This is a genomic window from Streptomyces sp. NPDC050988, from assembly GCF_044456225.1.
In the GTDB taxonomy this organism is placed as follows: domain Bacteria; phylum Actinomycetota; class Actinomycetes; order Streptomycetales; family Streptomycetaceae; genus Streptomyces.
In genome coordinates, this window is record NZ_JBITFQ010000028.1 from 90,875 (window position 1) to 116,189 (window position 25,315).

Consider the following 25,315-nt stretch of genomic DNA (forward strand, 5'->3'; position numbering starts at 1 on the left):
GTCCTCAGAGGCGGCAGGCGTGGATGGCCGTGGTCAGGATGGCTCGCGCGCCGATGTCGTACAGGTCGTCCATGATCCGCTGGGCTTCCTTGGACGGGACCATGGCGCGCACGGCGACCCAGCCCTCGTTGTGCAGCGGCGAGACGGTCGGCGACTCCAGGCCGGGGGTGAGGGCGACTGCCTTCTCCAGCTGCTCGACGCGGCAGTCGTAGTCCATCATCACGTAGGTCCGCGCGACGAGGACGCCCTGGAGGCGGCGCAGGAACTGCTGCACCTTGGGCTCTGTCTCCTCGGTGGCCCCGGTGGCCTCCGCGCCGGTGCGGCGGATGACGACGGCTTCGGACTTCATGATCGGATCGCCGAAGACCTCAAGCCCCGCGTTGCGCAGCGAGGTGCCGGTCTCGACGACGTCCGCGATGACCTCGGCGACGCCCAGTTCGATGGCCGTCTCGACGGCGCCGTCGAGGTGGACGACGGAGGCGTCGATGCCGTGGTCGGCGAGGTACTGCGCGACGATGCCCTCGTACGAGGTGGCCACGGTCTTGCCGGCGAGGTCCGCGAGGCCTGTCGCCGTGCCGGGCTTGCCGGCGAAGCGGAAGGTGGAGCGGGCGAAGCCGAGCGGGAGGATGGCCTCCGCGTCGGCGCCGGAGTCGATGAGCAGGTCGCGGCCGGTGATGCCGATGTCGAGCTTGCCGGAGGAGACGTAGATCGCGATGTCGCGGGGGCGGAGGTAGAAGAACTCGACCTCGTTCTCCGGGTCGACGATCCGCAGCTCCTTGGCCTCCCTGCGCTGCTGGTAGCCGGCCTCATGCAGCATCTCCCCCGCGGGGCCTGACAGGGAACCCTTGTTGGGGACGGCGATGCGCAGCATGAGGTCGGCTTCCTTTGTTCGTCCGTACGGCTGTCGGCTCGTACGGTGCGGGAGTGGGCGTGCTTCTCGGAGGTACGGCTCGGAGTTCTCCGAGTCGCGGCTCAGAGATGGGCGTACACGTCGTCGAGGGAGATGCCGCGGGCGACCATCATCACCTGGACGTGGTAGAGCAGCTGCGAGATCTCCTCGGCGGCCGCGTCCTTGCCCTCGTACTCGGCGGCCATCCAGACCTCGGCGGCCTCTTCGACGACCTTCTTGCCGATGGCATGGACCCCCTTGCCGACCAGCTCTGCGGTGCGGGAAGTGGCGGGGTCGCCGGTGGCGGCCTTGTGCTGGAGCTCGGTGAAGAGCTCCTCGAAAGTCTTCTTGGACATGGTGCTGCCCACCCTACGCGCAACCGCCGTTCGCTCAGCGCCAGGGTTCGGATACTGAGCGGAGGGTGGCCGCCGTCGCCACGGCGGCGGTCACCGCCTCGTGGCCCTTGTCCTCGTTCGAGCCCTCGATGCCCGCGCGGTCCAGGGCCTGTTCCTCGGTGTCGCATGTCAGGACGCCGAAGCCGATGGGCACGCCGGTGTCGATGGAGACCTGGGTGAGGCCCTGGGTGACGCCCTGGCACACGTACTCGAAGTGGGGGGTGCCGCCGCGGATGACGACGCCGAGCGCGACGATCGCGTCGTACCCGCGGCCCGCGAGGACCTTCGCGACGACCGGCAGCTCGAAGCTGCCGGGGACCCTCAGGAGGGTCGGCTCGTCGATTCCCAGCTCGTGCAGGGCGCGCAGCGCGCCGTCGACGAGACCGTCCATCACCTTCTCGTGCCACTGTGCCGCGATGACGGCGACCCTGAGGTCGCTGCAGTTGCGTACGGACAGTTCGGGTGCGCCCTTGCCGCTCACGTGTGTGTCTCCTCGTGCTTTGCCGTTACTGGTTGCCGCAGGCGGACACGGTGGTCGTGTCCAGCCAGGGCAGGTCGTGCCCCATCCGGTCCCGCTTGGTGCGCAGATACCGGAGGTTGTGCTCGCCCGCCTGTACGGGCATCGGCTCGCGGTGGGTGACCTTGAGGCCGTGGCGGACGAGCGCGTCGGTCTTCTCGGGGTTGTTGGTCATCAGGCGCAGGCTGCGCACGCCTAGGTCCTCCAGGATCTGCGCCCCGGCCGCGTAGTCCCGGGCGTCGGCGGGCAGGCCGAGCTCCAGGTTGGCGTCGAGGGTGTCGTGCCCCTGCTCCTGCAGTTCGTACGCGCGCAGCTTGGACAGGAGCCCGATGCCGCGCCCTTCGTGGCCGCGGAGGTAGACGACGATGCCGCGGCCCTCGGCCTGGATGCGCTCCAGGGAGGCTTCGAGCTGGGGGCCGCAGTCGCAGCGCAGCGAGTGGAAGATGTCGCCGGTGAGGCATTCGGAGTGGACGCGTACGAGGACGTCCTCGCCGTCGCCGATCTCTCCGTGGACGAGGGCGACGTGCTCGACGCCGTCCACGATGGAGCGGTAGCCGAAGGCCGTGAACTCGCCGAAGGCTGTGGGCAGTTGGGTCTCGGCCTCGCGGCGGACGGTGGGCTCGGCGGTGCGGCGGTAGGCGATCAGGTCCTCGATGGAGATGATCGAGAGACCGTGTGTACGGGCGAAGACCACGAGCTGGGGCAGCCGGGCCATGGTGCCGTCGTCGTTCACGATCTCCGCGATCGCACCGGCGGGCGCGAGTCCGGCGAGCCGCGCCAGGTCGACGGCGGCCTCGGTGTGGCCGTTCCGGGCGAGAACGCCGCCCTCGACGGCACGCAGCGGGAAGACATGCCCGGGACGGGTCAGATCGGTCGCCTGGGTGACCGGGTCGGCCAGCACCCGTACGGTGTGGGCGCGGTCGGCGGCCGAGATGCCGGTGTCGACCCCTTCCTTGGCGTCGACCGACACCGCGTAGGCGGTGCCCTTGCGGTCCTCGTTGATGGCGGTCATCGGGGGCAGGTTCAACCGGTCCAGCTCGGGACCGGTCATCGGAACACAGACCACGCCCGAGGTGTAGCGGACCATGAAGGCCATCAGTTCAGGGGTCGCGGCGGAGGCCGCGAAGATGAGGTCGCCCTCGTTCTCCCGGTCCTCGTCGTCGACGACCACGACCGGGCGGCCCGCCGCGATGTCGGCGATGGCCTGCTCGACCGGGTCGAGCGCGAAGTCCGAGGCGTCCTGATCGTGGCCCGTGCTGTACCAAACCGGCGCGGTTGTCATGCCGGGGCTCCTTCCAGGAAAGGCTGCCCGGCCTTGCGGGAGCGCAGCCACCAGTCGCGCATGCCCCACAGGACGAGCGCGCCGTAGATGATGTAGACGAAGCCGGAGAAGGCGAAGCCGTTGGCGAAGTTCAGCGGCACGCCCACCAGGTCGACGAGCAGCCAGGCGAACCAGAACTCGACCATGCCGCGCGCCTGGGCGTACATCGCGACGACCGTGCCGACGAAGATGTACGCGTCCGGCCAGGGGTCCCAGGAGAGCGTCGGGTACGCGGTGAACAGGCTGCCGACGGCGAGGGTGCCGACGGCCGCGGCACCGAGGAGGTATCCGCGCTCGCGCCAGGTGGCGAAGCGGACGGCGATGGAGCCGTCCTGGGCGCCGCCCTTGCCGCGGTTCCACTGCCACCAGCCCCACAGGGCGACGGCCATGACCACCATTTGCTTGCCGGCGCTGCCGGAGAGGTGGGCGGTGGCGAAGGCCGCCAGGAGGATGGCGCCGGACAGGAACTGGACGGGCCAGGTCCAGATGGACCGCCGCCAGCCGAGGGCGAGGCCGATCAGCCCGATCACGTTGCCGATCATGTCGGCCCACTTGATGTGCTGGCCGAAGAGCGTGAATGCCTCGGAGTTGAGCCAGTTCACCGTGTCGCTCCCTGCGTGCCGGGCAGCCCGGCCGGCTGCTCTCCCCGTGCGCCGAGCAGTCGCTCGACGTACTTGGCGATCACGTCGACCTCGAGGTTGACCGGGTCGCCGGGCTGCTTGAGGCCGAGCGTGGTCAGGTCGAGGGTGGTCGGGATGAGGCTGACGGTGAAGAAGTCGGGGCCCGCCTCGACGACGGTCAGGCTGATGCCGTCGACGGTGATGGAGCCCTTCTCGACGACATAGCGCGTGAGGTCCTCGGGGAGGGAGATCTTCACGATCTCCCAGTTCTCGGACGGCTTGCGCTCGATGACCTCGCCGGTGCCGTCCACATGGCCCTGCACGATGTGCCCGCCGAGGCGCTCACCCACGGCCATGGGGCGTTCGAGGTTGACGCGGGAGCCGACGGCGAGGACACCGAGGCTGGAGCGGTCCAGGGTCTCCGCCATCACGTCGGCGGTGAACTCGTCGCCCTCGTGCTCGACGACCGTCAGACAGACGCCGTTGACGGCGATGGAGTCTCCGTGGCGCGCACCTTCGGTGACTACGGGGCCACGGAGCCGGAAACGGGAGGCGTCGCCGAGGTTCTCGACGGCGGTGATCTCACCCAGCTCTTCGACGATTCCGGTGAACACTTCCCGGGTCCTCCTGCCATTTCGGGCACGGACTCCGGGGCCTGTCGATGACGACAGATATGAGCGAGCGAGGACACCGGGGGCGACGCCGCGTAGGACATGCCCGTGGGACATGTCGAAACAGACGGCGGCGCGCACGAATGCCCGCCCGCCGCGCACTGCCTCCCATCCGGACTTTAACCGTCGGTCCAGGAATTTCACCTGGTCAACCGGCCGCTGGAAGCGACCGGGTCGCGGACTGTAACCGCCGGTTCGGACTTTCACCGACCCCGGAGTGCGCTGCTTCTGGTACAGACTCAGTGTGCCACGCCTGATCGACGCCCATGCGGGCGAATGCTGTGGGCTGCCTCACAGGGTGTGCCGATGGACTTCACTGGACACTCGTGGCGGACCAACTACCTTTCAGACACAGCGGCTTATGATTGGTCCATACCTATTGACGCTTTGGTCTAGTCCTCTTTAGGGTCTGCGTTCACCGACGCCTCTACGGGCTCCGCGTTCGCCGGCCCGCCCCCCAGAACGACCCGGCGGCGGTGACGGAGGCCCTTGCCCCGCCGCCGGGTCTCCGATTCCCGGACATCGACCACTCCCGCCCGCCACCTCCGCGGTGTCGGACGTCACCTCTCCGGAGGCGCGAACAGTTCGTCCTGGGCCCCGTCCCGCGCCATCAGCAGCGCCCCGCGGAGCACGGCGCCGCCGCCCAGGGTGCCGGCCCGCACCTCGGTGGGCAGCGGCGACATTCGGCCGACCCGGTCCTGGACACGGGCGGCCAGCACCTCGCCGCCCGCCCCGCCGATCTCGCCCGCGAGCACCAGGCAGCCCGGGTCGAGGACGGCGACGACGGACGCGGCCCCGAGGGCGACGCGTTCGGCGAGCACGTCGAGGAAGTCCGAGGCCGAGGGGTCCCCGGGGTCGGCCACGACCCGCGCCACGGCCTCCCGCACCAGCGCCGCCGCATACGGCTCGTGCGGTGCGGCGGGCGCCACGATCCCGTAGCGCCCCGCCAGTTCGGTGATCGCGGCGGCGCCCGCGAGGGAGTGGAAGCCGCCGTCGCAGCCCGTCGCGGACGGCAGGCCGCTCGTGCCCGGCACCGGCAGGAAGCCGATCTCGCCCGTACCTCCGGAGGCACCCCGGCGCAGGACACCGTCCAGGACGACGGCCGCACCGATGCCGTGGCCGAGCCAGAGCAGGACGAAGGTGTCGCGGTCCTGGGCGGCCCCGTCACGCTGCTCGGCCAGCGCCGCGAGGTTGGTCTCGTTCTCGACGAGGACGCGGGCCGGCAGTCGCTCCTGCAACGCCGCGGCGAGGCGGCGGTGCCATTCGGGCAGGCCCGAGGAGTCGCGGAGTTCGCCGGTGGAGGGGTCGATCAGCCCGGGGGCTCCGACACCGATGGTGTGCAGCCGCTCGACGCCCGCCTCCTTGGCCGTACGTTCGACCAGCGTGACCGCCTGCTCGACGGCGGGCCCGGTGTCCGTCCCGTCACCGATCGGCACGGACGCCTCGGCCAGCACCGAGCCCAGCAGGTCCGACACGAGGACGGCGACGCCCTCGGTGCGTACGTCCAGTGCGGCCAGGTGGGCGCGGTCGGCGACGATCCCGTACAGGCGGGCGTTCGGGCCGCGTCGCTGTTCGCCCGACTCCCCCACGACGCCTATGAGTCCGGCCGCGGCGAGACGTTCCACGAGGTCGGCGACCGAGGGACGGGACAGGCCGGTGAGCTGCTTCAACTGCCCTGCCGTCAAAGGGCCTTCCTGCTGGAGGAGACGCAGGGCGAGCCGGTCGTTGATGGCCCGGGCGGTGCTCGGTGATGCGGGCATGCCGGGATCCTTCCAGATCGGGGGCGCCGGGGAGGCAGGGCCCGATACCGCCTATCTATCAGGCAGGGTTCCTGATAGTTTACGGCGGCACAGTGGGGAGAGGACAGGGAGGGGCCGGGAAAATGGGTGAAGTGGTCTACGACCAGCGCGAGGTGAAGCACTCCCGGTACGCCGTGGCGGTGGTGTTCGCCGTGCACGGTGCCGTCACCGGTTCGTTCGCGACCCGCGTCCCCTGGATCCAGGACCACGCCTCCGTGAGCGCGGGCCAGCTCGGCCTGGCGCTCGCGTTCCCGGCGATCGGCGCGTCCGTCGCGATGCCGCTCGCGGGCAGCGTCAGCCACCGCTTCGGCGCCCGCACGGCCCTGCGCGGCCTGATCGCCCTGTGGACACTCGCGCTCACCCTCCCGGCACTGGCGCCGAATCTGCTCACCCTGTGCATGGCCCTCTTCGTCTACGGCGCGACGGCGGGCATGGCCGATGTGGCGATGAACGCCCTGGGTGTGGAGATCGAGAACCGGCTCGACAAGTCGATCATGTCCGGGCTGCACGGGATGTGGAGCGCGGGCGCCCTGGTCGGCTCGGCGGCCGGCACCGTCGCGGCCCATCTGGGCTCGGACGCGCGCCTGCACCACGCGCTCGCCGCCGTGGCGCTCACGCTGATCGGCATTGCCGCCTGTCAGTGGGTGCTCGACCTGCGTCCCACCGAGGACGAGGAACCGCCCCCGCGCTTCGCGCTGCCTCCGAAGTCGGCGCTGCTCATCGGCGCGATCGGCTTCTGCGCGGTGTTCGCGGAGGGGGCGAGCCTGGACTGGTCGGCGGTGTATCTGCGGGACGTCCTCGACAGCTCGGCCGGGGTCGCGGCCGCGTCCACGACGGGCTTCACACTCACCATGGCGATCGCCCGGTTCGCCGGCGACTCGGTGGTGGACCGCTTCGGTCCGGTCCGCACGGTACGGGTCAGCGGCGCCCTCGCGACCCTCGGCGCGCTGCTCGTGGTGGTGGCCCAGAACGCCCCGATGGCCATGGCCGGCTTCGCCCTGCTGGGCCTCGGCATCGCCGTGGTCGTCCCACTCTGCTTCGCGGCGGCCGGTCGCAGCGGCCCCAACCCGTCCCAGGCCATCGCGGGTGTCGCCACCATCACGTACACCTCGGGCCTGATCGCGCCGTCCGCGATCGGGGCCGTGGCGGACGCGACGAGCCTGGTGACGTCCTTCGTCCTCGTGACGGTACTGACTCTCGGCCTCGCCTCGTTCGCGAACGTGCTGCGTGCCAGCGGCCGCGAGGCCGGCGGGAAGCTCAGCAGCGCGGACGCACCGGTTCCGGATCGCCGCCCCTGAACCGGCCGCTCCTCCCGCTCCGCCCTACCATGGCGCTGATCTTCACTTACGGATATTGACGTCGGCCCATCGACGTCAAGATCTCGACGTACAGAGAAAGCGAAGCCCCACCATGGATCTCGGCGTGCGCTGGAAGCTGCACGGTGACGGGCGCACGCCCGCGCCGGGGGCGGTCGTCCGCCCCGACGAACGGCTCTCGTGGCCGCGTACGGCCGGGCTCGGCGCCCAGCACGTGGTGGCGATGTTCGGGGCGTCCTTCGTCGCGCCCGTCCTGATGGGCCTGGACCCGAACCTCGCGATCATGATGTCGGGCGTCGCGACGGTCGTCTTCCTGCTCGCGACCCGTGGCCGGGTGCCCAGCTATCTGGGCTGCTCGCTGTCCTTCGTCGGCGTCGCCGCGGTGATCCGCGCGCAGGGCGGCAGCAGCGCCACCGTGACCGGTGCCGTCTTCGTGGTCGGGGTCGCGCTGTTCCTCGTGGGTCTCGCGGTGCAGCGGTTCGGGGCGCGGATCATCCACGCCGCGATGCCACCGATCGTCACGGGCGCGGTCGTCATGCTGATCGGCTTCAACCTGGCGCCGGTCACCGCCTCCACGTACTGGCCGCAGGACCAGTGGACGGCGCTGCTCGTGATGGTGTTCACCGCCCTGGCCGTGGTGTGCCTGCGGGGCTTCTGGTCACGGATCGCGATCTTCCTCGGGCTGGTCTTCGGGTACGGGATCTCGTGGGTCTTCGACCGCGTCTTCGGGCGGATCCACTCGGTCGACGCGAGCGGCAAACTCACCGATCACTGGCGGCTCGACCTCTCCGCCGTGGGCCGGGCCGACTGGATCGGGCTGCCGGACTTCCACGGCCCGTCCTTCGAGTGGTCCGCGATCCTCGTGGCGCTGCCCGTCGTCATCGCGCTGGTCGCCGAGAACGCGGGCCATGTGAAAGCGGTCGGCGAGATGACCGGCGACCCGCTCGACGACAAGCTGGGCACAGCGATCTCCGCGGACGGCGTCGGCTCGATGCTCTCCACCGCCGTGGGCGGCCCACCCAACACGACGTACTCCGAGAACATCGGCGTGATGGCCGCGACCCGTGTCTACTCCACGGCCGCCTACTGGGCCGCCGCCGGCTTCGCGCTGCTCTTCGGCCTCTGCCCGAAGTTCGGCGCGGTCGTGGCCGCCATCCCCGGCGGTGTGCTCGGCGGGATCACCGTCATCCTGTACGGCATGATCGGCCTGCTCGGCGCGCAGATCTGGCTCAACGCCGGGGTGGACCTGCGCAATCCGCTGAACCTGGTGCCGGCCGCGGCGGGCATCATCATCGGCGTCGGCAACGTCACCCTTGAGTTCACCGACACGTTCTCGCTGAGCGGCATCGCGCTCGGCACGCTCGTCGTCATCATCGGCTACCACGCGCTGCGCGCGATGGCCCCGGCGCACCTCAAGTCGCAGGAGCCGCTGCTCGACGAGGGCACGTCGTCGTACGACGACTCATCGGCCACGGGGGCGGACCCGAGGTCGGATCAGCGCGCCAAGTCGTAGGCGTAGTCCGGGGTGAACGTCCCAGGCGCGCCCTTGCAGCCGTCGGACTCGCCGGGCAGCTTCACCCACAGGTAGGCGTCGATCCGTGCCTCTCCTGTGCTCATGGTCGGCGCCTGGCCGAGCTTGCGGCCCGCGGGGTCGCACCACTCGCCGTCGGCCGGGGCGCCGTTGCCGTTGCGGCTGGTGTCGATGACGGCGCCCAGGCTCGCGGGGCCGCCGAGTGCGTCGAGGGTCCGGCGGACGTACGAGATCTCGTCGCCCGTGCGGTTGAAGTTGGAGACGTTGCTGAAGATGCCGTCCGAGGAGGCGGCGGACGCGGCACCGGCCCGGCGCAGCAGCCCGGCCTGCTTCTCCGGGGTGTTCCAGTCGGAGTGGCCCGCGTCGAAGTAGACCCGCGCCTTCGGGTTCGCCGCCTTGAGGACGCGTCCCGCACGGGCCAGCGAGGCGAAACGGGCGGCCCGGTCACCTTCGGACAGGCAGTCCGACTGGGCGATCGCGTCCGGCTCCAGGACCACGATGACCTCCTCGGAACCGAGGCCCGCCGCGAACTTGTCGATCCACCCGTCGTACGCCCCGAGGTCCGGCGCACCGCCCTGCGAGGCCCCGCCGCAGTCGCGGTTCGATATCGCGTACGGGACGACGACCGGGACCCTGTCCTTCGCCGAGCCGGCCGAGGTGACCGCCCTGACGCGGGCGGTGATGTTCGACGGCGTGTAGTCCGCGAACCAGACGGCGGCCGGCCTGTCGGCTATCCGGGACTCGATGAGCGGGCGGCGCGGGTCGTCGCGGTGGTCGCGGACCCAGTCGAGTACCTGGGACTCGGGATGCCGGTACAGCTGCACGGACACGGGCTCGGTCCTCGGCTTGGTCGACGCGCTCTTCGAGGGCTTCGGGCTCGGTTTCGCCTTGGACTGGGAGGGCGACGGAGACGGTGAGGCGGACGTCTTCGAGGGCGATGGCGTGGGCACGCCGGGCAGCGGCTGCAGGAGCGGTGAGCTGGTGACGTCGGGGCGCGCCTCGTCGCTGCCGCGACCGTCGTCGAACGCGGACATCATCCCCGTCACAGTGCCGACCGCGACGACCGCGGACGCCACCGCGACCATGGCGCCCCGCCGGGCGGCGCGCCTGCGCTCGGCCCTGCGTGCGGCCAGGCGATGGGCACGTTGCCCTGACACGTGGTGCTCCCCCCTCCGTCGGGTCCCGCGTGTTCCCCCGTTCTGGGGAAGCGCTCGGCCCGGCGGCCCTCGGCACAGCCTAGGCCTGGGACCCTGCCCCCATGGTGCCGTTGGAAAGGTTCACAGCCCGCGTACACAGCGTCGACGCGGTGGTGTGCCGGATGCGTGCGCTCGGTGCGGCCTGGCCCGAGCGGGACGGTGTCGCGGTCTTCAACCGTGTCTACCTCGCCGTCACCGAAGAGGTCGACCGGCGCCTGGAGACAGGGCACTTCGCCGATGCCCGAGCCGCGATCACGCTGGACGTCCGGTTCGCCGAGCGCTACCTGGACGCCGTCGAGGCGGTCGCGGACGAGCGCCGTCCGCCCGCCTGCTGGCGGCCGCTCTTCCAGCTCAGGCGCCATCCCGGAGTACGTCCGCTGCAGTTCGCCCTTGCGGGCATCAATGCGCACATCGGGCACGACCTGGCGCTCGCGGTCGTGGACACCTGTCGTACGCTCGGCTGCGAACCGGCCGAACTGGAGGACGAGTTCGATCGCGTGGGTGATGTCCTCGTCTCGTTGGAGGAGCGCATCCGCGAAGATCTGATGCCAGGCCCCGATCTCCTCCAGATCGCCGATCCGCTGACCCATCTGCTCGGTGCGTGGAGCCTGGACCGGGCGCGGGACGCGGCGTGGTCCGCCGCTCGGGCGGTGTGGGCGCTGCGGGAACTCCCCGACTTGGCCGAGGAGTTTGTGGAGCGGCTCGACACGGGGGTTGGCCTGGTCGGCCGGTGTTTGCTCACGCCGTTGGAAGCACGGTGATCAACCTGCTGGCCGGTGGGGGCTGATCGCGCAGTTCCCCGCGCCCCTGACGGGGCGGGGTGGGTCCGACTCGTCCTGTCCTCAGTCCTCCGGCAGTTCCACCGGAGCGATCTCGTCGTATACGTCGCCCGGGCCCGGGTTGGCCGGGTCCGTGCCGCCGCCGAAGTGGTGCATGACTCCCCACACGGCGTTGAGCGCGGTCTGTACGGCGCCCTCGGCCCAGCCGGCAGTCCAGGAGATGTCGTCGCCCGCGAGGAAGATGCCCCGCTTGTCCTCGGGCAGCCGGTCCTGCATGAAGTGGGTGAACAGGCGCCGCTGGTAGCGGTAGTGGCCGGGCAGGTTGGCCTTGAAGGCGCCCATGAAGTAGGGCTCGTTCTCCCAGGACACGGTCACCGGGTTGCCGATGATGTGCTTCCTGATGTCGACCTTCGGGTAGATCTCGCCGAGCGACTTCAGCATGACCTCCATCCGCTCGTTCGCGGACAGCGGCAGCCACTTCAGGCTGTCGTCGCACCAGGTGTAGGAGAGGCAGATGACTGCGGGCTTGTCGGGGCCGTCGTCGAGGAGGTAGGTGCCGCGCGTCATCCGGTCGGTAAGCGTCATCGACATGACGTCCCGCCCGGTCTCCTCGTCCTTGTCCAGCCAGAACGGCCGGTCGACAGGCACGAAGAGCTTGCTCGACTCCATGTAGTGCGTGCGCTCGATCGCCGTCCAGTGGTCGATCGGGAAGAGCGCGTCGTCGCAGGCGACCTTGGACAGCAGCATCCAGGACTGGGCGGTGAAGATCGCCGCCCGGTACGTACGGATGTCGCCGGAGGCGTCGGTGACCGTGATCCCGTTGCCGGCCGTGCGGTTCAGGCGGGTCACGGCGGGGCGCGGCGTCCCGTCGTGCAGGGTGGCGAGCGAGGTCCCGTACGCCCAGTGCACGATCTTCTGCGGCTCGCGCTCCCACAGGCGCAGCGGGAGTTGCTGGCTGCCGCCGACGATGCCGCGGTGGTGGTCGTCGGCCTCGGTGTAGACGACGCGCAGGATCTCCAGGATGGAGTTCGGGAAGTCGGTGTCCCAGCCGCCGGTGCCGAAGCCGACCTGGCCGAAGATCTCGCGGTGCCGGAAGGACTTGAAGGCCTCCGACTCGCAGAGGAAGCCGTAGAAGGTCTGGTTGTCGAGCTTCTCGACGAGCTTCGCCCAGATCTCGCGGATGCGCGGCACGTCACGCTCGCGCATGGCCTGGTTCATGTCGGAGAAGTCGGCGCCGTCTTCGAGGCAGGCGTTCCACGCGTTCATCACGTCGCGGTAGACCTGCGGCAGGTCGTCGACGCTCGTGGCGTAGTGCGACTCGCCCTTGAGGTCGACCACGGTCGAAGGGGTCGCCTCGGCAAGGGGGTTGGGGAACGGCTCGGTCCGCAGCCCCACCAGGTCGATGTAGTGCTGGAGCGCCGTGGACGACGGCGGGAAACGCATCGCGCCCATCTCGGCGGTGAGAGAGGGGTCGCACCCGTCGAAGCCCACCGTCCGCAGCCGGCCGCCGATCCTGTCGGCCTCGTACACGACGGGCTTGAGGCCCATCTTCATCAGCTCGTACGCGGCCACGATGCCGGAGAGGCCGCCGCCGATGACGGCGACCTCGGTGCCGAGCTCGGTCGCCGGTATCTGGCCCAGGCCGGCGGGGTGTGCGAGGAAGTCGTCGTACGCGTACGGGAAGTCCGGGCCGAACATCGTGATCGGCGGCTGCGCGTCGGTGTGCGGGACGGCGGGGGGCACCGTGGACGTCATGGGGTACGGACTCCTTGCGGGAAAGCTGGGGTGAGGCGGGTGTGGCTGGGGGTTCAGCCGTCCGGGGGTGTCAGACGAGGGACCCGTAGAGGCCGGGGCGGCGGTCCTTGAGATACGGGTTGGCCTCGCGCGAGGCGGCGAGGAGGGCGGGGTCCACGTCACCGAGGACGAGTTCCTCGCCGCGGCCGGCTCGGGCCCGCGCGCCTCCGTCGGGGCCGGCCAGTGTGGAGAGCCCGACGAACTCGAACTCCCCTTCCGCACCGACCCTGTTGACGTACGCGACGTACATCTGGTTCTCGAAGGCGCGCACCGGTACGACGGACTCGGCGACGAACTGGAACGGGTGCATCTGGGCCGTGGGCACCACGAGGAAGTCGGTGCCGGCGAGGGCGTGCGCGCGGACGTTCTCCGGGAACTCCACGTCGTAGCAGATCATCAGGCCGACGCGGAGGCCGTCCAACTCGGCCTGGACGACCGGCTCGTCGCCCGGGGTGAACCACTCCTGCTCGAAACAGCCGAAGAGGTGCGTCTTGCGGTAGTTGGCGAGGCGCGTGCCGTCGGCGGAGATCAGCTGGGCCGAGTTGAAGACCAGCTCCGCCGCGCGCTCCGGGTAGCCGTAGGCGATGGCCACGCCGTGCCGGGAGGCGATCTCGGCGATCTCGTCCGCGGAGTCTCCGTCGGCGGGCTCGGCGAGCCGGTGCACGTCGGCGCCGATCGCGTAGCCGGTCAGGAACATCTCCGGGGCGGCGAGGAGCCCGGCGCCCGCGGCGGCGGCCCGGCCCGCGGCCTCGTCGAGGACCTTGAGGTTCTCGACGACCGAGCCGGGACGGCCGGAGCTCTGGAGCAGGGCGGTGCGCATGCGTGTTCCTCACCGGACGGAAGGGTGGTTGTGGGGGCCACGTAGACGGTACGGGCGGCGGGCTCGGGCGGACAAGGAGGAGCCGTTGCGCGCCGGTGAACGAATCGTTGCGTCCGTCTGCGGTACGGCGGCGATTCGTTGCGCGCCGGCGTGCGCTCTCCTGCCATGCCCTCTCCTGGCCTGCGCCCCTGGCATGAGGGCCGGTCCTCCCAGGGGCGCGGGTCAGGGGTGTACTCCCCCGCCGGGCGGCGGAGGCGTGGTGCAGCCTGCGGCGCGATGTGGCGCGGTGTCGGCGCCGGGACAGTGAGTGCTGTCCAGCACCCACCGTCGAACCACCGAACGAACCACGAAAGGGCCGACATGAACCGCCGTACGAAGACCGCCGTGCTCGGGCTCGGTGCCGCTCTGCTCGTGACCGCCGGGGCAACCGGGGCCGTCGCCTCCGCGGCCGGTGAGCGGCAGCGCGAGGCCGCCGCGCTCACCGGCAGGGCGAAGCTGTACCGGTCGGCCGGGGACGACATCACGTTCTCCTTCGACGCGCATCTGGCGGCGAAGGACACGGACGATCCGCTGAGGGCCACCGGCACCTTCGAGTGGAGCCACTACGCCGGCGGCGACGGCGCCTGGGCGAAGGCCGAGGTGGACTGCCTCGTCACCGGCGGCAAGGTGGCCGTCGTCTCCGGGGTCGTCACCGATTCGGACCTGCCGGGCGCCAAGGGCAAGCGGGTCGGTATCACCGTCCACGACACCGGACGGCAGGACCGGCTCGGGTACAGCTGGGCCTCCACCGGAAACCCCGTCGAGACGAAGGACCTGCCCAAGTGCGTCGGCTCCGCGCCCTTCGAGAAGGTCAAGAAGGGCACGGGCGACTTCACGGTCGTGCCTTGGAACCCGAAGTTCTAGCAGCGCGGGCGGCCCCCTTCCCGGCTGCCCTCTTCCCGGCTGCCCTCTTCCCGGCGGGCCCCTTTCCGACAGCAGCCAGCAGCGCGGCCGTCACCAGGTAGGGCACCGCGAACAGGGCGAAGGCGGCGCCGTGCGTGGTCGCCGACCCGATCACCCCGTAGGCGCCGTACACGGCGATGGTGGTCAGGTCGGTGCCCACCCCGGCCACAGAGGTCAAGGTGGCCCGGCCGGTTCCGCCGATCCGGTTCTGGAGCCGGGCGTCGGCCAGCACGCTCGCCAGCTGGAACCCGCAGAAGGAGAGCGCCACAAGCCCGATGCCGGCCGGGGTCCGCACCCACGCCCCCGCGGCCAGGGCCACCGCGGAGACCGCGAGCAGCACGGCGAACCCGCCCGTGCCCAGTCGTCGGCCGGCACCGGCGAGCAGGCCGCCGACCGTCGCCCCCGCCCAGATCAGCAACAGCCAGTTCGGGACGGCGCTCTCCGCGACGCCCGTGTCGCGGACGAGCAGCGGGGTGTACTCGTCGAGGGCGCCCCACACGGCGGTGACCGCCGGGACGAGCAGCAGGGCACCACGGACAGACCGGTCACCACGGGCCTCGGCGAGCCCGGCCCGCAGCGTCCGCGTCCAGCCGTCACCGGAGGCGTCTCCAGGTCCCTCGCCCAGTCCCTCATCAGGTCCGTCGGCCGGTTCCCGGTGCTCCGGGAACCGTGTCGCGGTGGCTGCCGTCAGGAGGCAGGCCAGCCCACTGGCGAGCCCGACGGCCCGGTAGCCGCCGAACGCGTACACCGGCCCGGTCAGCGGCATCGCCGCCATCACGGCCACGAGCCCGGCCGCGCGGGCCCGGCCCATGACGGCCCCGTACCGGCCGGCCGCGCCGAGGCGGTCCAGCTCCTCGTAGACCAGCGCCTCCAGCGCACCGGAGCCAAGCGCTCCCTTGGCACCCCAGAGAACGAAGCCGAGGGCGAAGGCCCAGTACGACGGGGCGAATACCCACAGGGTGAATCCGGCGGCCGTGAGCAGCGGTCCGAACCACAGCAGCAGGCGCCGCGATACGGCGTCGGCCCAGGCGCCGGAGGGGATCTCCAGCAGGACGCCGGTCAGCGCCCACAGGCAGAACAGCGAGGAGATCTGCCAGACGGTGAGCCCCGTGTCGCTGAACAGCAGGGCGTACACCGGGTAGAGCAGGACGAAGTCGTCGAGGAACGCGTAGCCGTACAGCGTGGCCGTCAGCCGCCGGACGGCGGGGCCGGAGCCAGGGCCGGTGCCGGGCGCACGTGCAGGTGAGAGAGTCATGAGGCCTTCCCGCAGGGACCGCAGGGACAGTTCGGACGCCGGAGATACGGCGGCCGAGGCGGTCCTCGGGCCCCTCGGAAGGCACGGCTGGTGGATCAATGTCGCCAGGTCATGACAGCAATGCTAGGCGCTCCGCTGGGGGCGCGGTGATTAATTCCGCGGGCCCGGTGGGGGCTGGGCGCGCCCCGCGGCGGAGCCGCATATCGATACAGCCCCGCGCCCCTTGAAGGGGCGCGGGTCGCTCAGACGGGGCCCCTTTCACGGCCCAGCGCGAACGTGGTGATCACCGCCGCGTGGTCCGACGGCCAGTCGTTGTCCTCGACGTCGGGCCAGGTGCGGGGCGTGCCGGTGACGAGGGTCCGGGAGTCGAGGACCCGGAGACCGGCGCCCGAGTACAGCACGTAGTCGATCCGGTCCTGCGGCTCCGAGCGCCCGCTGCCGTCCTCGTGCTCCGTGTGGACCGGCGACCAGGTGTGGCCGGGGCTCCGGACGGGGTCGGGGTGCGCCTCCCGGTAGGAGTCGCGCAGGCCGGCCTCCTCCGCGGCCCTGGTCACGGGCCACTCGGAGTCGTCGCGGTCCAGGTGGGAGGGCGCGTTGAAGTCGCCGACCAGGAGGACCGGAGTGGTGTCGCGGGCCGCCAGGTCCGGGGCCATCGCGGTCAGGATCTCCCGCATCTGCCCCAGCCGTACGGACTCGTGGGCCGCGAGTTCGGGCCCGGCAACCCCGTCGAAGGAGGCCTCGTAGGGGCCGTACGGCGTGTAGTCGAGGTGGGCGCTCCACAGCACGACGTCCTGGTCCGCGCCGAGCGTGACGCGTACGCCGGTCCCCCCGTAGAAGCCGGGGTCCGCGGCGCCCAGCCTGCCCGTGATCGGATACCGGCTGATGACGCCGAGGTTCTCGCCCGCCTGGTGGTACTCCCAGCCCAGCGCGTCGGCGAGTTCCCGGGCGGCGGTGCCGTACGTCTCCTGGAGGCCGACCACGTCGACTCCGGACTCCAGGATGATCTTGAGCTGCTTCTCGCGGTGATGGCGGACCTTGGTGCCGCCGTACCAGAGGTTCCAGCTCATCACACGAAGTTCACGCAGGTCAGGCGGGTCTGCCAGGTCCCGGGTGGTGATCATGTCGCGCAGTCCGGCCGGGGTCACGTCCTCCAGGCTCTCCCGGACCGTGCGGCCTGGCGCGGCGGCGATCGGCGCGAGCGACGGAACCGCGAGCACCGCGCAGCCCGCCGCCTCCGCCGAGGAGACGCCGGTCCGGGTGTCCTCGACGGCCACGCAGGAGGCGGGTTCGACGCCGAGGGCGCGGCAGGCGGCGAGATACGGGTCGGGGGCGGGCTTGGTGCGCGGGGTGTCGTCGGCGGTGACGGTGACCGCGAAGCGGCCCGCGCCCAGGCCCTCGACGACGAGATCCGCGATGGCGCGCGGCGACGCGGTCACCAGAGCGGTGGGCACGCCGTCCGCGGCCAGCGCGTCGAGGAGCCGGAGCGCGCCGGGCCTGGCCACGACTCCGGAGCGCACCCGGTCGGCGAACTCCCGGTGCAGATCGGTTGCGACCTCGGCGAACGGGGCGCCCGTGGCCCGGCTCAGCATCTCGGCGGTGTGCTCGACGGGCCGCCCGAGCACGTCCTCCTCGTCGGCCTCCGTGAGCGACCGGCCGAGCCCCGCCGCGACGTGCTCGACCGACTCCCACCACAGCCGCTCGGTGTCCACGAGGGTCCCGTCCATGTCGAACAGGACGGCCTGGAGCGGCTGTTGGGGAAGGTGGGGGGTGGGCAAAGCAGGATTGGTGTGGGGGGTCACGCGGCTCTCTCTCACAGGCGGTCGGCGACCAGGACGGGACGCTCCGGCAGGCTCACGGTCACGGTGGTGCCCGCGCCCAGCGCGGCGGCCTCGTGGGTCGGCAGGTCGGCCTTCACCTCGGTGCCGTCGGCGAGCCGGACGGTGACGCGGGTGGCCGCGCCGAGGAAGGCGGAGGCGACGACCCGGGCGTCCGAGGTGTCCTCGGCCGTCACCCGCAGCGCCTCGGGCCGTACGAGCACGTCCACCTCCGGTGAGGCGGGCGCCTCACCGTCGACCGGCAGCCGCTGCCCGAGCACCTCGACCGTCCCGTCGGCCACCTGCCCCGGTATGCGGCTCATCGTGCCGACGAACTCGGCGACGAACGCGGTCGCGGGCCGCCCGTACAACTCGGCCGGAGCCGCGCACTGTTCGAGCCGCCCGGCCCGCATCACGGCGACCCGGTCCGCCATCGACAGAGCTTCCTCCTGATCGTGTGTCACGAACAGTGTGGTGATGCCGAGTTCCTGCTGGAGCCGGCGGATCTCCTCGCGCAGCGTCAGCCGCACCTTGGCGTCGAGCGCCGAGAGCGGTTCGTCGAGGAGCAGGACGCGAGGCCGAAGCGCGAGCGCGCGGGCGAGCGCGACGCGCTGCTGCTGACCCCCGGAGAGCTGGTGCGGGAAGCTCCCGCCCTTGTCACCGAGGCCGACGAGTTCGAGCAACTCGGCGGCGCGCGCCTGCCGTTCGGTCGTACGCACCTTGCGCATCCGCAGCCCGAAGGCGACGTTGTCCAGCGCGCTGAGGTGCGGGAAGAGGCTGTACGACTGGAAGACCATCCCGGCGTCGCGACGGTGGGCCGGAACGCGCGTGACGTCCTCGCCGTCGACCAACACCTCACCGGAGTCGGGGTGTTCGAACCCGGCGAGCATCCGCAGGGCGGTGGTCTTGCCGCAGCCGGACGGGCCGAGCAGGGCGAGGAGTTCGCCGGGCCGTGCCGTCAGGTCGAGCCCGTCGAGGGCGACGGTCTTGCCGAACTCCCGGCGCAGGCCCCGGAATTCGACGGTCGCGGCCGTCGTGGCCGCCTTCTCAAGCGTGGTTGCGGTCATGGTTCATCCCCGGGGAGCGGTACGGGAGCGCCCGCCGAACCCGGCGAGCGCGAGAAGGAGTGCCCACGTGACGAGCAGGCTGAGCACGGAGACGGCGACGGACAACTGGGCCTGCGATCCGCTGACGTTGACGATCCACACGGCGAACGGCTGGAAGCCGAGCAGCTGGGCGACGGTGAACTCGCCGAGCACCAGGGCCAGGGTGAGGAACGACGCGTTGAGCAGTGCCCCGCGCAGGTTCGGCAGCACGGCCCGTACGAGCGCCTGCGGCCAGCCCGCGCCACAGCTGCGGGCCGCCTCGACGAGGGTGCGTACGTCCATCGCGCGCAGCCCGGCGTCCAGGGCCCGGTACACGAACGGCAGCGCCATCACGACGTACGCGAGGACGAGGACGAACGGGAAGTCGGGGTTCTGGATCGACACGAACGTCTGGAACAGCGGGGTGCGGGAAAGGTGTTCGGGCCCCCACTTCAGGACCGTGCCTATCCCGGCGACGAACGCGATGGGCGGGACGACGAGCGGCAGCGAGCAGACGATCTCGACGACGGGCCGCAGTTTCGGCGCGCCGAGCCGCAGGGCGACCATCGCAGGCACCATCAGCAGCAGCACGATCGCGATGGTGGCGGCGGCCAGCCCCAGCGAGAGCAGCAGGCTGGAGACGAACCCTTCGGTACTGAAAATCTGTGTGTACGCGTCGAAGTTGACGCCCTGCCCCGGCACGTCGACCGTGAAGACGACGGACGCGGCCAGCGGTACCAGGAAGTAGAGCGCGGCGCCGGCGAGGACGACCCCGCGCCAGGGACGTACGGACTGGTTCAGTTGTCGAGCCATCGCGCGCTCCGTCGTTGCAGGGGCAGGTACACGGCCATCACCAGGCCCGCGACGAGGACCATGTCGAGGCTGAGGGCGAGCGCCACGTTCTCCTGGCCGACCAGGACGTTGCCTGAGATGGCGTCGGCGATCTGGAGGGTGACCAGCGGGACCGAACTGCCCACCATGGCCGCGGCGGTGGCGTACGCGGCGAAGGCGCTGCCGAAGAGCAGCACGAATCCGCCGAGGAGTGAGGGCGCGAGGACGGGCAGGGCGATGTGCCGCCAGTACTGCACCGCGGTGGCGCCGTTGTTCCGCGCGGCCTCGCGCCACTGGACGCGCAGTCCGTCGAGGGCGGGGGTGATGGTGAGGACCATCAGCGGGATCAGGAAGTAGAGATAGACGATCACCAGACCCGAGAAGCTGTAGAGGTTCCAGCCCTTGTCGGCGAGTCCGAAATACCGGGTCAGGACACCGGAGTTGCCGAGCGTGGCGACGAAGGCGAAGGCCAGCGGGACGCCGCCGAAGTTGGCGAGCACGCCGGACGCGGTGAGCACGGCCTCGCGCAGCGCGCGGAAACGGGAGGTCACCACGGCCTGGGCGACCAGCAGCCCGAACACCGTCGAGATGACCGCCGAGACGGCGGACAGCTTGACGCTGCCGAGCAGGGCGGTGAGGTACGCGCCCTTCAGCGAGGCGGTCAGGTTCGCCGTGGTGTACGAAGTCGCCCCGGTGGCAGGGTCCTTGACGGTGAACGCGCCGTTCAGCATGGCCAGCGCGGGGATCCCGAAGGCGAGCGCCACGAAGGCGAGCAACGGGACGACGGCGAGCCAGCCGGGCGCGTGGCGCCGCCGCTTCGGGGAAGCGACGGGCGTCACGTCCACACGGGTGAGGGTCGCGGTCATCCGGCGACGGCCTTGCCCCAGCCCTGGCCGAGCACGGTCTTGGCCTTGCTCTGCTGGGCCTCGGTCGGGAAGGCGGGCGTCCCGGAGACCTCGGGGAGCTTGGCGGCGGCGGTCTTGTCGAGCGTGCCGGCCTTCTCCATGGCGGTCATCAGGGCCGGGCGCGCGTATCCCTTGAGCCAGAGGTTCTGGCCCTCGGCGCTGTAGAGGTACTCCTGCCACAGGCGGGCGGCCGCCGGATGCGGGGCGTCCTTGTTGATGGCCTGCGAGTAGTACTGGGAGAACTTGCCGTCGGACGGGACCGAGACCTTCCAGTCGAGGCCCTTCTTCTTGAACTCCTCGGCGTAGCCGGCGTTGAGGTAGTCCCAGTCGATACTGATCGGCGTCTCGCCCTTCTCGACCGTGGCCGGAGTCGACTCGACGGGCGTGTAGTTGCCGTTCTTCTTCAGCTTGGCGAAGAAGTCGAGGCCGGGCTGGATGTCGTCGAAGGAGCCGCCGCTCGCGAGGGAGGCCGCCCAGACGCCGCCGAAGGCCGAACCGGACTTGGTGGGGTTGCCGTTGAGCGCGACCTGACCCTTGTACTGCGGCTTCAGCAGGTCCGCGAAGGTGGTCGGGCAGGTCTTCACGCGCTTGGCGTCGCAGCCGATGGAGATGTAGCCGCCGTAGTCGTTGAACCAGCGGCCCTGCGCGTCCTTCTGCCCCTCGGGGATGTCGGCGAAGCCCGCGACCTTGTAGGGCGCGAGGAGTCCCTGCTGGGCGGCGCTGAGCGCGAACGAACTGCCCAGGTCCAGGACGTCGGGCGCCCGGTCCTGTCCCTTCCGCGACGTCACGGCGTTGATCTCGTCCTGGCTGCTGCCGTCGGGGTTCTCGACCTCGATCTTGATGCCGTACTTCTTCTGGAAGCCGTCGATGAGGGCGCCGTAGTTGGCCCAGTCGCGGGGCAGCGCGATCGCCTGCAGCGTGCCCTCCTTCTTGGCCGCCTTCACGAGCGCGTCCATGCCGCCGAATGCCTCGGCGGAGGTCGCGGTGGCGGCGCTCTTGCCGCCGGTGGTGGTGGACTCGTCGTCGGGGGCCGCGCCGCAGGCACTCAGGGCGAGTGCGGCGGCGCCGACGAAGACGGCTGTTCTGGGCAGGGACACGGTCACGTTCTTCTCCAGGGGGCGCGCAGGGATCACTCGAGACGCAGAGCTGGTCAGCAGAACTTGTCTGAACAAGTTGGCCCAAGTAGGCCCGGCGTTGATGACCTGTTCGTAAACATTGTCGAAACCGTGACCCTTGATTTGCCTGCCACTCGCCGGGCGCACGTGTCACCAGCGATCCTCGTCTAGGCTGATCAAGGGGTACACAACTGCGCACAGAGGGGGAGCATGGCGACGCGACACGAGGAGATCGCCGAGGAACTCAGGCGGGCGATCGACCGCGAGGAGTACACCGTGGGCAGTCGACTGCCCGCCGAGACCGACCTCGCGTCCCGCTACGGCGTCTCCCGCGGTACCGTCCGCCAGGCCGTCGCCGCCCTGACCGCCGAGGGCCTCATCGGCTCCCGGCAGGGCGCGCGCCGCGTGGTCCTCGCGAGCCGCCGCAGCCAGTCCTTCGAGGAGCTGCGCTCCTTCGCCCAGTGGGCCCGCGCGATGGGCCGCGAGGCCACGGGCCACGTGGTGTCCTCGCAGTACCGCCCGGCCACGCCCGAGGACTCCGTCCGCCTCCAACTACCCACGGGCACCCCGGTGTTGCACGTCCTGCGCGTACGCGGCCTGGACGGCGACCCGGTCCTCCTGGAGCGCACGGTCTACGCGGCCTGGATCTCCCCCGCCGTCGAGGCCGTCGAACCGGACTGCCCCTCGGTCACCCAGCGCCTGTACGAGGACACGGGCCTCGTCTTCGCCTACGGCGAGCACGTCATCGACGCGGTGGCCGCCGGCGCCCAGGACGCCGAACTCCTCGACGTCCGCCGCACCAGCCCCCTCCTACGCGTCCGCCGCGTCACGACAACCCGAGAAGGCCGCCCGGTCGAATGGTCCGACGACCGCTACCGCCCGGACGCCATCACCTTCAGCGTCCACAACTCCATAGCCAACAACGCCCTGGCCCGCCAGTCGGGCCAGTCGGACTTCTGATTTCTTGGGGGCGCGGGGAACTGCGCGACAAGCCCCCACCGACCCGCACACGACGACGGACCGGGGGCGCCCCTCAAGGGGCGCGGGGAACTGCGCAGTCTTTAAGGGGCGCGGGGAACTGCGCGACCAGCCCCAACAAACCCGCAGCCGCAACCCCACCCCGCACAACCACCTACGTGGGCGACCCCGAAGAAAACCTCCGCAACAAAGGCGAAAGCACCAACACGGACTTGGTCCGCTCCACAAACGGCTCGCCGGCAATCCGCTCAAGCACCCGCTCGAAATGCCGCATGTCAGAAGCGAAAACCTGCACCATCGCATCCGCCTCCCCCGTGACGGTGGACGCGGCCACAACCTCCTGATACCGCTCCAGCCCCCGCTGAATCGTCTCCGGCGAGGTGTTCCGCCGGCAGTAGATCTCGACGAACCCCTCGGTCTCCCACCCGAGCGCGGCGGGGTCGACCCGAACGGTGAACCCGGTGATCGCCCCAGTCGCCCGCAACCGGTCCACCCGCCGTTTCACCGCGGGCGCGGACAGCCCCACTTCCTGCCCGATGTCGGCATAGGAGCGGCGGGCGTCCTCGGCGAGGGCGTGCACGATGCGTTCGTCGAGATCGTTCAGCACTGCGGGTGGATCACTTCTCTGGAGTGGCGAGACGGGAGCGGCGATAGCCGTAACTGAAGTAGAACACGAGCCCGACGGCCATCCAGACCCCGAAGACGACCCAGGTCACGGTGTCGAGGCTGCCCATCATCCACACGCAGAAGGCGAAGCCCAGCGCGGGCATCACCGGCGACAGCGGCACCCGGAACGTACGGGGCATCTCGGGCCGCGTACGCCGCAGCACCACGACGGCCACATTGACCAGCGCGAAGGCGAAGAGCGTGCCGATGCTGGTCGCGTCGGCGAGCTGCCCCAGCGGAATCGCGGCGGCGAGGACACCGCAGAACAGGGACACGATGACCGTGTTGACGCGGGGCGTACCGGTCTTCGGGTGGACGCGCGAGAAGACCTTGGGCACGAGCCCGTCGCGGGACATGGCGAAGAGGATGCGGGTCTGCCCGTAGAGCACGGTCAGTACGACACTGGCGATGGCGATGACCGCACCGGCCGCGAGCAGCGTGCCCCAGAAGGCGTCTCCGGTGACGTCCTTCATGATCCCGGCGAGCGCGGCCTCCGAGCCGGTGAAGCCCTGCCAGGGCTTGGCCCCGACGGCGACAGCCGCGACGAGCACGTACAGCGCGGTCACGATGATCAGGGAGAGCATGATGGCGCGCGGCAGGTCGCGCTGGGCGTTCTTGGCTTCCTCGCCCGCGGTGGAGGCTGCGTCGAACCCGATGTATGAGAAGAAGAGGGTCGCTCCGGCGGCACTGACACCCGCCATGCCGAGCGGCATGAAGTTCTCGTAGTTGCCGGACCGGAAGCCCTGGACGCCGATCGCGCAGAACAGCAGCAGCGCGGCGATCTTCACGACGACCATGACGGTGTTGGCGCGCGCGGACTCGCGGGCGCCGCCGAGCAGGAACGCCATGGCGAGCAGTACGACGATGAGCGCGGGCAGGTTGAAGACGCCGCCGTCACCGGGTGGCGCCGAGAGCACGTCCGGGATGGTGACGCCGATCGTGCCGTCGAGCAGCTCGTTCAGGTACTCGCCCCAGCCGACGGCGACGGCCGCGACGGAGACGCCGTACTCCAGGACCAGACACCAGCCGCAGATCCAGGCGATGAGCTCGCCCATGGTTGCGTACGCATACGAGTACGAGGACCCGGCGACCGGGATGGTGCCCGCCAGCTCGGCGTACGAGAGGGCGGAGAAGAGGGCCGTGAGACCGGCGATCACGAAGGAGACGGTGACGGCCGGGCCGGCCTTGGGAACGGCCTCGCCGAGCACCACGAAGATGCCGGTGCCGAGCGTGGCGCCGATGCTGATCATCGTCAGCTGCCAGAGGCCGAGGGAGCGCCGCAGGCTGCCGCCCTCACCCTGGCCACCCTCCGCGACCAGGCTCTCCACGGGCTTGCGGCGCATCAGCCGCGCGCCGGCTCCCGGGGGCTCGGGGGTGGGGTGACTGCGGGACTGCGGGGGTGCGCCGTGGTCGAGCACGCGGCTGGCTCCTTCATCGCTGCCGGTCAGGCGGCGCGGCCCCACGGCAGTCCGGAGGAAGGGGACCACCGTGCACGGGGTCCCCGCCACACTACGTTCAGCGGATGACTCTACGAGGACAGCCTTTCCAGCCGTAATGCAGCAACCTTGCGCGCCTCCGCAAGATCGTTGCGTTGATCGCGGGCACGCGCGTGTTCGTTGCGCGGGGCCTTTCGACCATTGCGCTGCCGCGCCACCCGGCCGGTCGCGCCCCCGCCACCCGGCCACCACCGAGGCCCTTCGCCCGACCGCCGCACAGGCCCGGGAGGCCCCTCGCAGAGACCCGGCATGCCCTTCGCGCCAGCCCACCGCCGGGCCCCAAGGCAGGCCCAGGCCACCCGCGCCGGACGCCCCTCAGCCCGCCGCCGGAACCCTCCGCTCGACCGCCACACAGGCCCGGTAGGCCGCTCGCACCGGCCCGCTGCCGGACCACAGGACAGGCCCAGGCCACCCGCGCCGGACACCCCACCACCCGCCGCCGGAACCCTCCGCTCTGCCGCCACGCAGACCCGGCATGCCCCTCGCGCCGGCCTCCGCCGGACCAAAGGACAGCCCCGGAAGCCAGCCACACAGGACGCCCCGCCGCCCACCCCACATCGCATGACAGGCCCACCCCATA

23 protein-coding genes and 1 riboswitch are annotated in these 25,315 nt (G+C 70.9%); of the genes, 5 read left to right on the forward strand and 18 right to left on the reverse strand.

Annotation, left to right across the window (positions count from 1 at the left end):
• Nucleotides 1–4: 4 nt before the first annotated feature.
• From hisG to ACIBEI_RS38590, 7 genes are all read right to left on the reverse strand, one after another.
• On the reverse strand, nt 5–871 hold the full coding sequence (gene hisG, locus ACIBEI_RS38560) for an ATP phosphoribosyltransferase (RefSeq protein WP_398895197.1): 867 nt from the start codon (nt 869–871) through the stop codon (nt 5–7).
• A 101-nt stretch (nt 872–972) separates the two neighbouring features.
• Nucleotides 973–1,245, reverse strand: coding sequence for a phosphoribosyl-ATP diphosphatase (locus tag ACIBEI_RS38565; RefSeq protein WP_015661856.1), 273 nt, complete (start codon nt 1,243–1,245; stop codon nt 973–975).
• A 34-nt stretch (nt 1,246–1,279) separates the two neighbouring features.
• The gene (gene ribH, locus ACIBEI_RS38570; RefSeq protein WP_055615729.1) at nt 1,280–1,765 is read right to left on the reverse strand and encodes a 6,7-dimethyl-8-ribityllumazine synthase; all 486 of its coding nucleotides are present in this window, start codon (nt 1,763–1,765) and stop codon (nt 1,280–1,282) included.
• 25 nt (nt 1,766–1,790) lie between these two features.
• A complete protein-coding gene (locus ACIBEI_RS38575; RefSeq protein WP_398895199.1) occupies nt 1,791–3,083 on the reverse strand; it encodes a bifunctional 3,4-dihydroxy-2-butanone-4-phosphate synthase/GTP cyclohydrolase II in 1,293 nt (430 codons plus the stop codon).
• Nucleotides 3,080–3,724, reverse strand: coding sequence for a nicotinamide mononucleotide transporter family protein (locus ACIBEI_RS38580; RefSeq protein ID WP_189839840.1), 645 nt, complete (start codon nt 3,722–3,724; stop codon nt 3,080–3,082). Before ACIBEI_RS38580 ends, ACIBEI_RS38575 begins: the two co-directional genes overlap by 4 nt.
• Nucleotides 3,721–4,356 carry a riboflavin synthase gene (locus ACIBEI_RS38585; protein WP_398895200.1) on the reverse strand — a complete coding sequence of 212 codons (636 nt, stop codon included), beginning with the start codon at nt 4,354–4,356 and terminating at the stop codon, nt 3,721–3,723. Before ACIBEI_RS38585 ends, ACIBEI_RS38580 begins: the two co-directional genes overlap by 4 nt.
• Nucleotides 4,357–4,507: 151 nt before the next feature.
• Nucleotides 4,508–4,638: riboswitch (FMN riboswitch) on the reverse strand.
• A gap of 335 nt (nt 4,639–4,973) precedes the next feature.
• Nucleotides 4,974–6,173, reverse strand: a complete 1,200-nt coding sequence (locus ACIBEI_RS38590) for an ROK family transcriptional regulator (protein ID WP_398895201.1) — start codon at nt 6,171–6,173, stop codon at nt 4,974–4,976.
• 122 nt (nt 6,174–6,295) lie between these two features.
• Here ACIBEI_RS38590 and ACIBEI_RS38595 point away from each other — a divergent pair, with 122 nt between their 5' ends.
• Together ACIBEI_RS38595 and ACIBEI_RS38600 are read left to right on the forward strand one after the other, a co-directional pair.
• On the forward strand, nt 6,296–7,510 hold the full coding sequence (locus ACIBEI_RS38595; protein WP_398895202.1) for an MFS transporter: 1,215 nt from the start codon (nt 6,296–6,298) through the stop codon (nt 7,508–7,510).
• A 112-nt stretch (nt 7,511–7,622) separates the two neighbouring features.
• Nucleotides 7,623–9,041 carry a uracil-xanthine permease family protein gene (locus tag ACIBEI_RS38600; protein ID WP_398895204.1) on the forward strand — a complete coding sequence of 473 codons (1,419 nt, stop codon included), beginning with the start codon at nt 7,623–7,625 and terminating at the stop codon, nt 9,039–9,041.
• Here ACIBEI_RS38600 and ACIBEI_RS38605 read toward each other — a convergent pair.
• Nucleotides 9,023–10,144 (reverse strand): glycoside hydrolase family 6 protein, encoded by a 1,122-nt coding sequence (locus ACIBEI_RS38605; RefSeq protein WP_398895254.1) that lies wholly within the window; start codon nt 10,142–10,144, stop codon nt 9,023–9,025. The two genes, ACIBEI_RS38600 and ACIBEI_RS38605, sit on opposite strands and share 19 nt — an antisense overlap.
• A 173-nt stretch (nt 10,145–10,317) precedes the next feature.
• Here ACIBEI_RS38605 and ACIBEI_RS38610 point away from each other — a divergent pair, with 173 nt between their 5' ends.
• Nucleotides 10,318–11,016, forward strand: a complete 699-nt coding sequence (locus ACIBEI_RS38610) for a DUF5995 family protein (RefSeq protein WP_398895205.1) — start codon at nt 10,318–10,320, stop codon at nt 11,014–11,016.
• An 81-nt stretch (nt 11,017–11,097) separates the two neighbouring features.
• Here ACIBEI_RS38610 and ACIBEI_RS38615 read toward each other — a convergent pair whose 3' ends face one another.
• Nucleotides 11,098–12,789 (reverse strand): flavin monoamine oxidase family protein, encoded by a 1,692-nt coding sequence (locus tag ACIBEI_RS38615; protein WP_398895207.1) that lies wholly within the window; start codon nt 12,787–12,789, stop codon nt 11,098–11,100.
• A 70-nt stretch (nt 12,790–12,859) separates the two neighbouring features.
• The gene (locus ACIBEI_RS38620; RefSeq protein WP_361909549.1) at nt 12,860–13,648 is read right to left on the reverse strand and encodes a carbon-nitrogen hydrolase family protein; all 789 of its coding nucleotides are present in this window, start codon (nt 13,646–13,648) and stop codon (nt 12,860–12,862) included.
• Nucleotides 13,649–14,008: 360 nt separating this feature from the next.
• Between ACIBEI_RS38620 and ACIBEI_RS38625 the strand changes: the two genes are divergently transcribed.
• A complete protein-coding gene (locus tag ACIBEI_RS38625; protein ID WP_398895209.1) occupies nt 14,009–14,551 on the forward strand; it encodes a Repetin in 543 nt (180 codons plus the stop codon).
• Here the strand turns inward: ACIBEI_RS38625 and ACIBEI_RS38630 are convergent.
• The 6 genes from ACIBEI_RS38630 to ACIBEI_RS38655 all read right to left on the reverse strand — a co-directional run bounded on the left by ACIBEI_RS38630 (nt 14,520) and on the right by ACIBEI_RS38655 (nt 21,583).
• Entirely contained in the window at nt 14,520–15,845 is a 1,326-nt protein-coding gene (locus ACIBEI_RS38630; protein ID WP_398895211.1) for an MFS transporter, read from the reverse strand. The two genes, ACIBEI_RS38625 and ACIBEI_RS38630, sit on opposite strands and share 32 nt — an antisense overlap.
• Before the next feature lie 242 nt (nt 15,846–16,087).
• Nucleotides 16,088–17,620, reverse strand: coding sequence for an HAD-IA family hydrolase (locus ACIBEI_RS38635; RefSeq protein ID WP_398895212.1), 1,533 nt, complete (start codon nt 17,618–17,620; stop codon nt 16,088–16,090).
• Nucleotides 17,621–17,655: 35 nt separating this feature from the next.
• The gene (locus tag ACIBEI_RS38640; RefSeq protein WP_398895213.1) at nt 17,656–18,726 is read right to left on the reverse strand and encodes an ABC transporter ATP-binding protein; all 1,071 of its coding nucleotides are present in this window, start codon (nt 18,724–18,726) and stop codon (nt 17,656–17,658) included.
• A gap of 3 nt (nt 18,727–18,729) precedes the next feature.
• The gene (locus ACIBEI_RS38645; protein WP_398895214.1) at nt 18,730–19,557 is read right to left on the reverse strand and encodes an ABC transporter permease; all 828 of its coding nucleotides are present in this window, start codon (nt 19,555–19,557) and stop codon (nt 18,730–18,732) included.
• The gene (locus tag ACIBEI_RS38650; protein ID WP_398895216.1) at nt 19,542–20,441 is read right to left on the reverse strand and encodes an ABC transporter permease; all 900 of its coding nucleotides are present in this window, start codon (nt 20,439–20,441) and stop codon (nt 19,542–19,544) included. Before ACIBEI_RS38650 ends, ACIBEI_RS38645 begins: the two co-directional genes overlap by 16 nt.
• Nucleotides 20,438–21,583 (reverse strand): ABC transporter substrate-binding protein, encoded by a 1,146-nt coding sequence (locus tag ACIBEI_RS38655; RefSeq protein WP_398895217.1) that lies wholly within the window; start codon nt 21,581–21,583, stop codon nt 20,438–20,440. Before ACIBEI_RS38655 ends, ACIBEI_RS38650 begins: the two co-directional genes overlap by 4 nt.
• A 222-nt stretch (nt 21,584–21,805) precedes the next feature.
• Here ACIBEI_RS38655 and ACIBEI_RS38660 point away from each other — a divergent pair, with 222 nt between their 5' ends.
• A complete protein-coding gene (locus tag ACIBEI_RS38660) occupies nt 21,806–22,555 on the forward strand; it encodes a GntR family transcriptional regulator (RefSeq protein ID WP_398895219.1) in 750 nt (249 codons plus the stop codon).
• A 172-nt stretch (nt 22,556–22,727) separates the two neighbouring features.
• Here ACIBEI_RS38660 and ACIBEI_RS38665 read toward each other — a convergent pair whose 3' ends face one another.
• Both ACIBEI_RS38665 and ACIBEI_RS38670 read right to left on the reverse strand, forming a co-directional pair.
• On the reverse strand, nt 22,728–23,180 hold the full coding sequence (locus ACIBEI_RS38665; RefSeq protein ID WP_055618648.1) for an Lrp/AsnC family transcriptional regulator: 453 nt from the start codon (nt 23,178–23,180) through the stop codon (nt 22,728–22,730).
• A gap of 10 nt (nt 23,181–23,190) precedes the next feature.
• On the reverse strand, nt 23,191–24,657 hold the full coding sequence (locus ACIBEI_RS38670; RefSeq protein ID WP_398895220.1) for an amino acid permease: 1,467 nt from the start codon (nt 24,655–24,657) through the stop codon (nt 23,191–23,193).
• Nucleotides 24,658–25,315 lie beyond the last annotated feature (658 nt).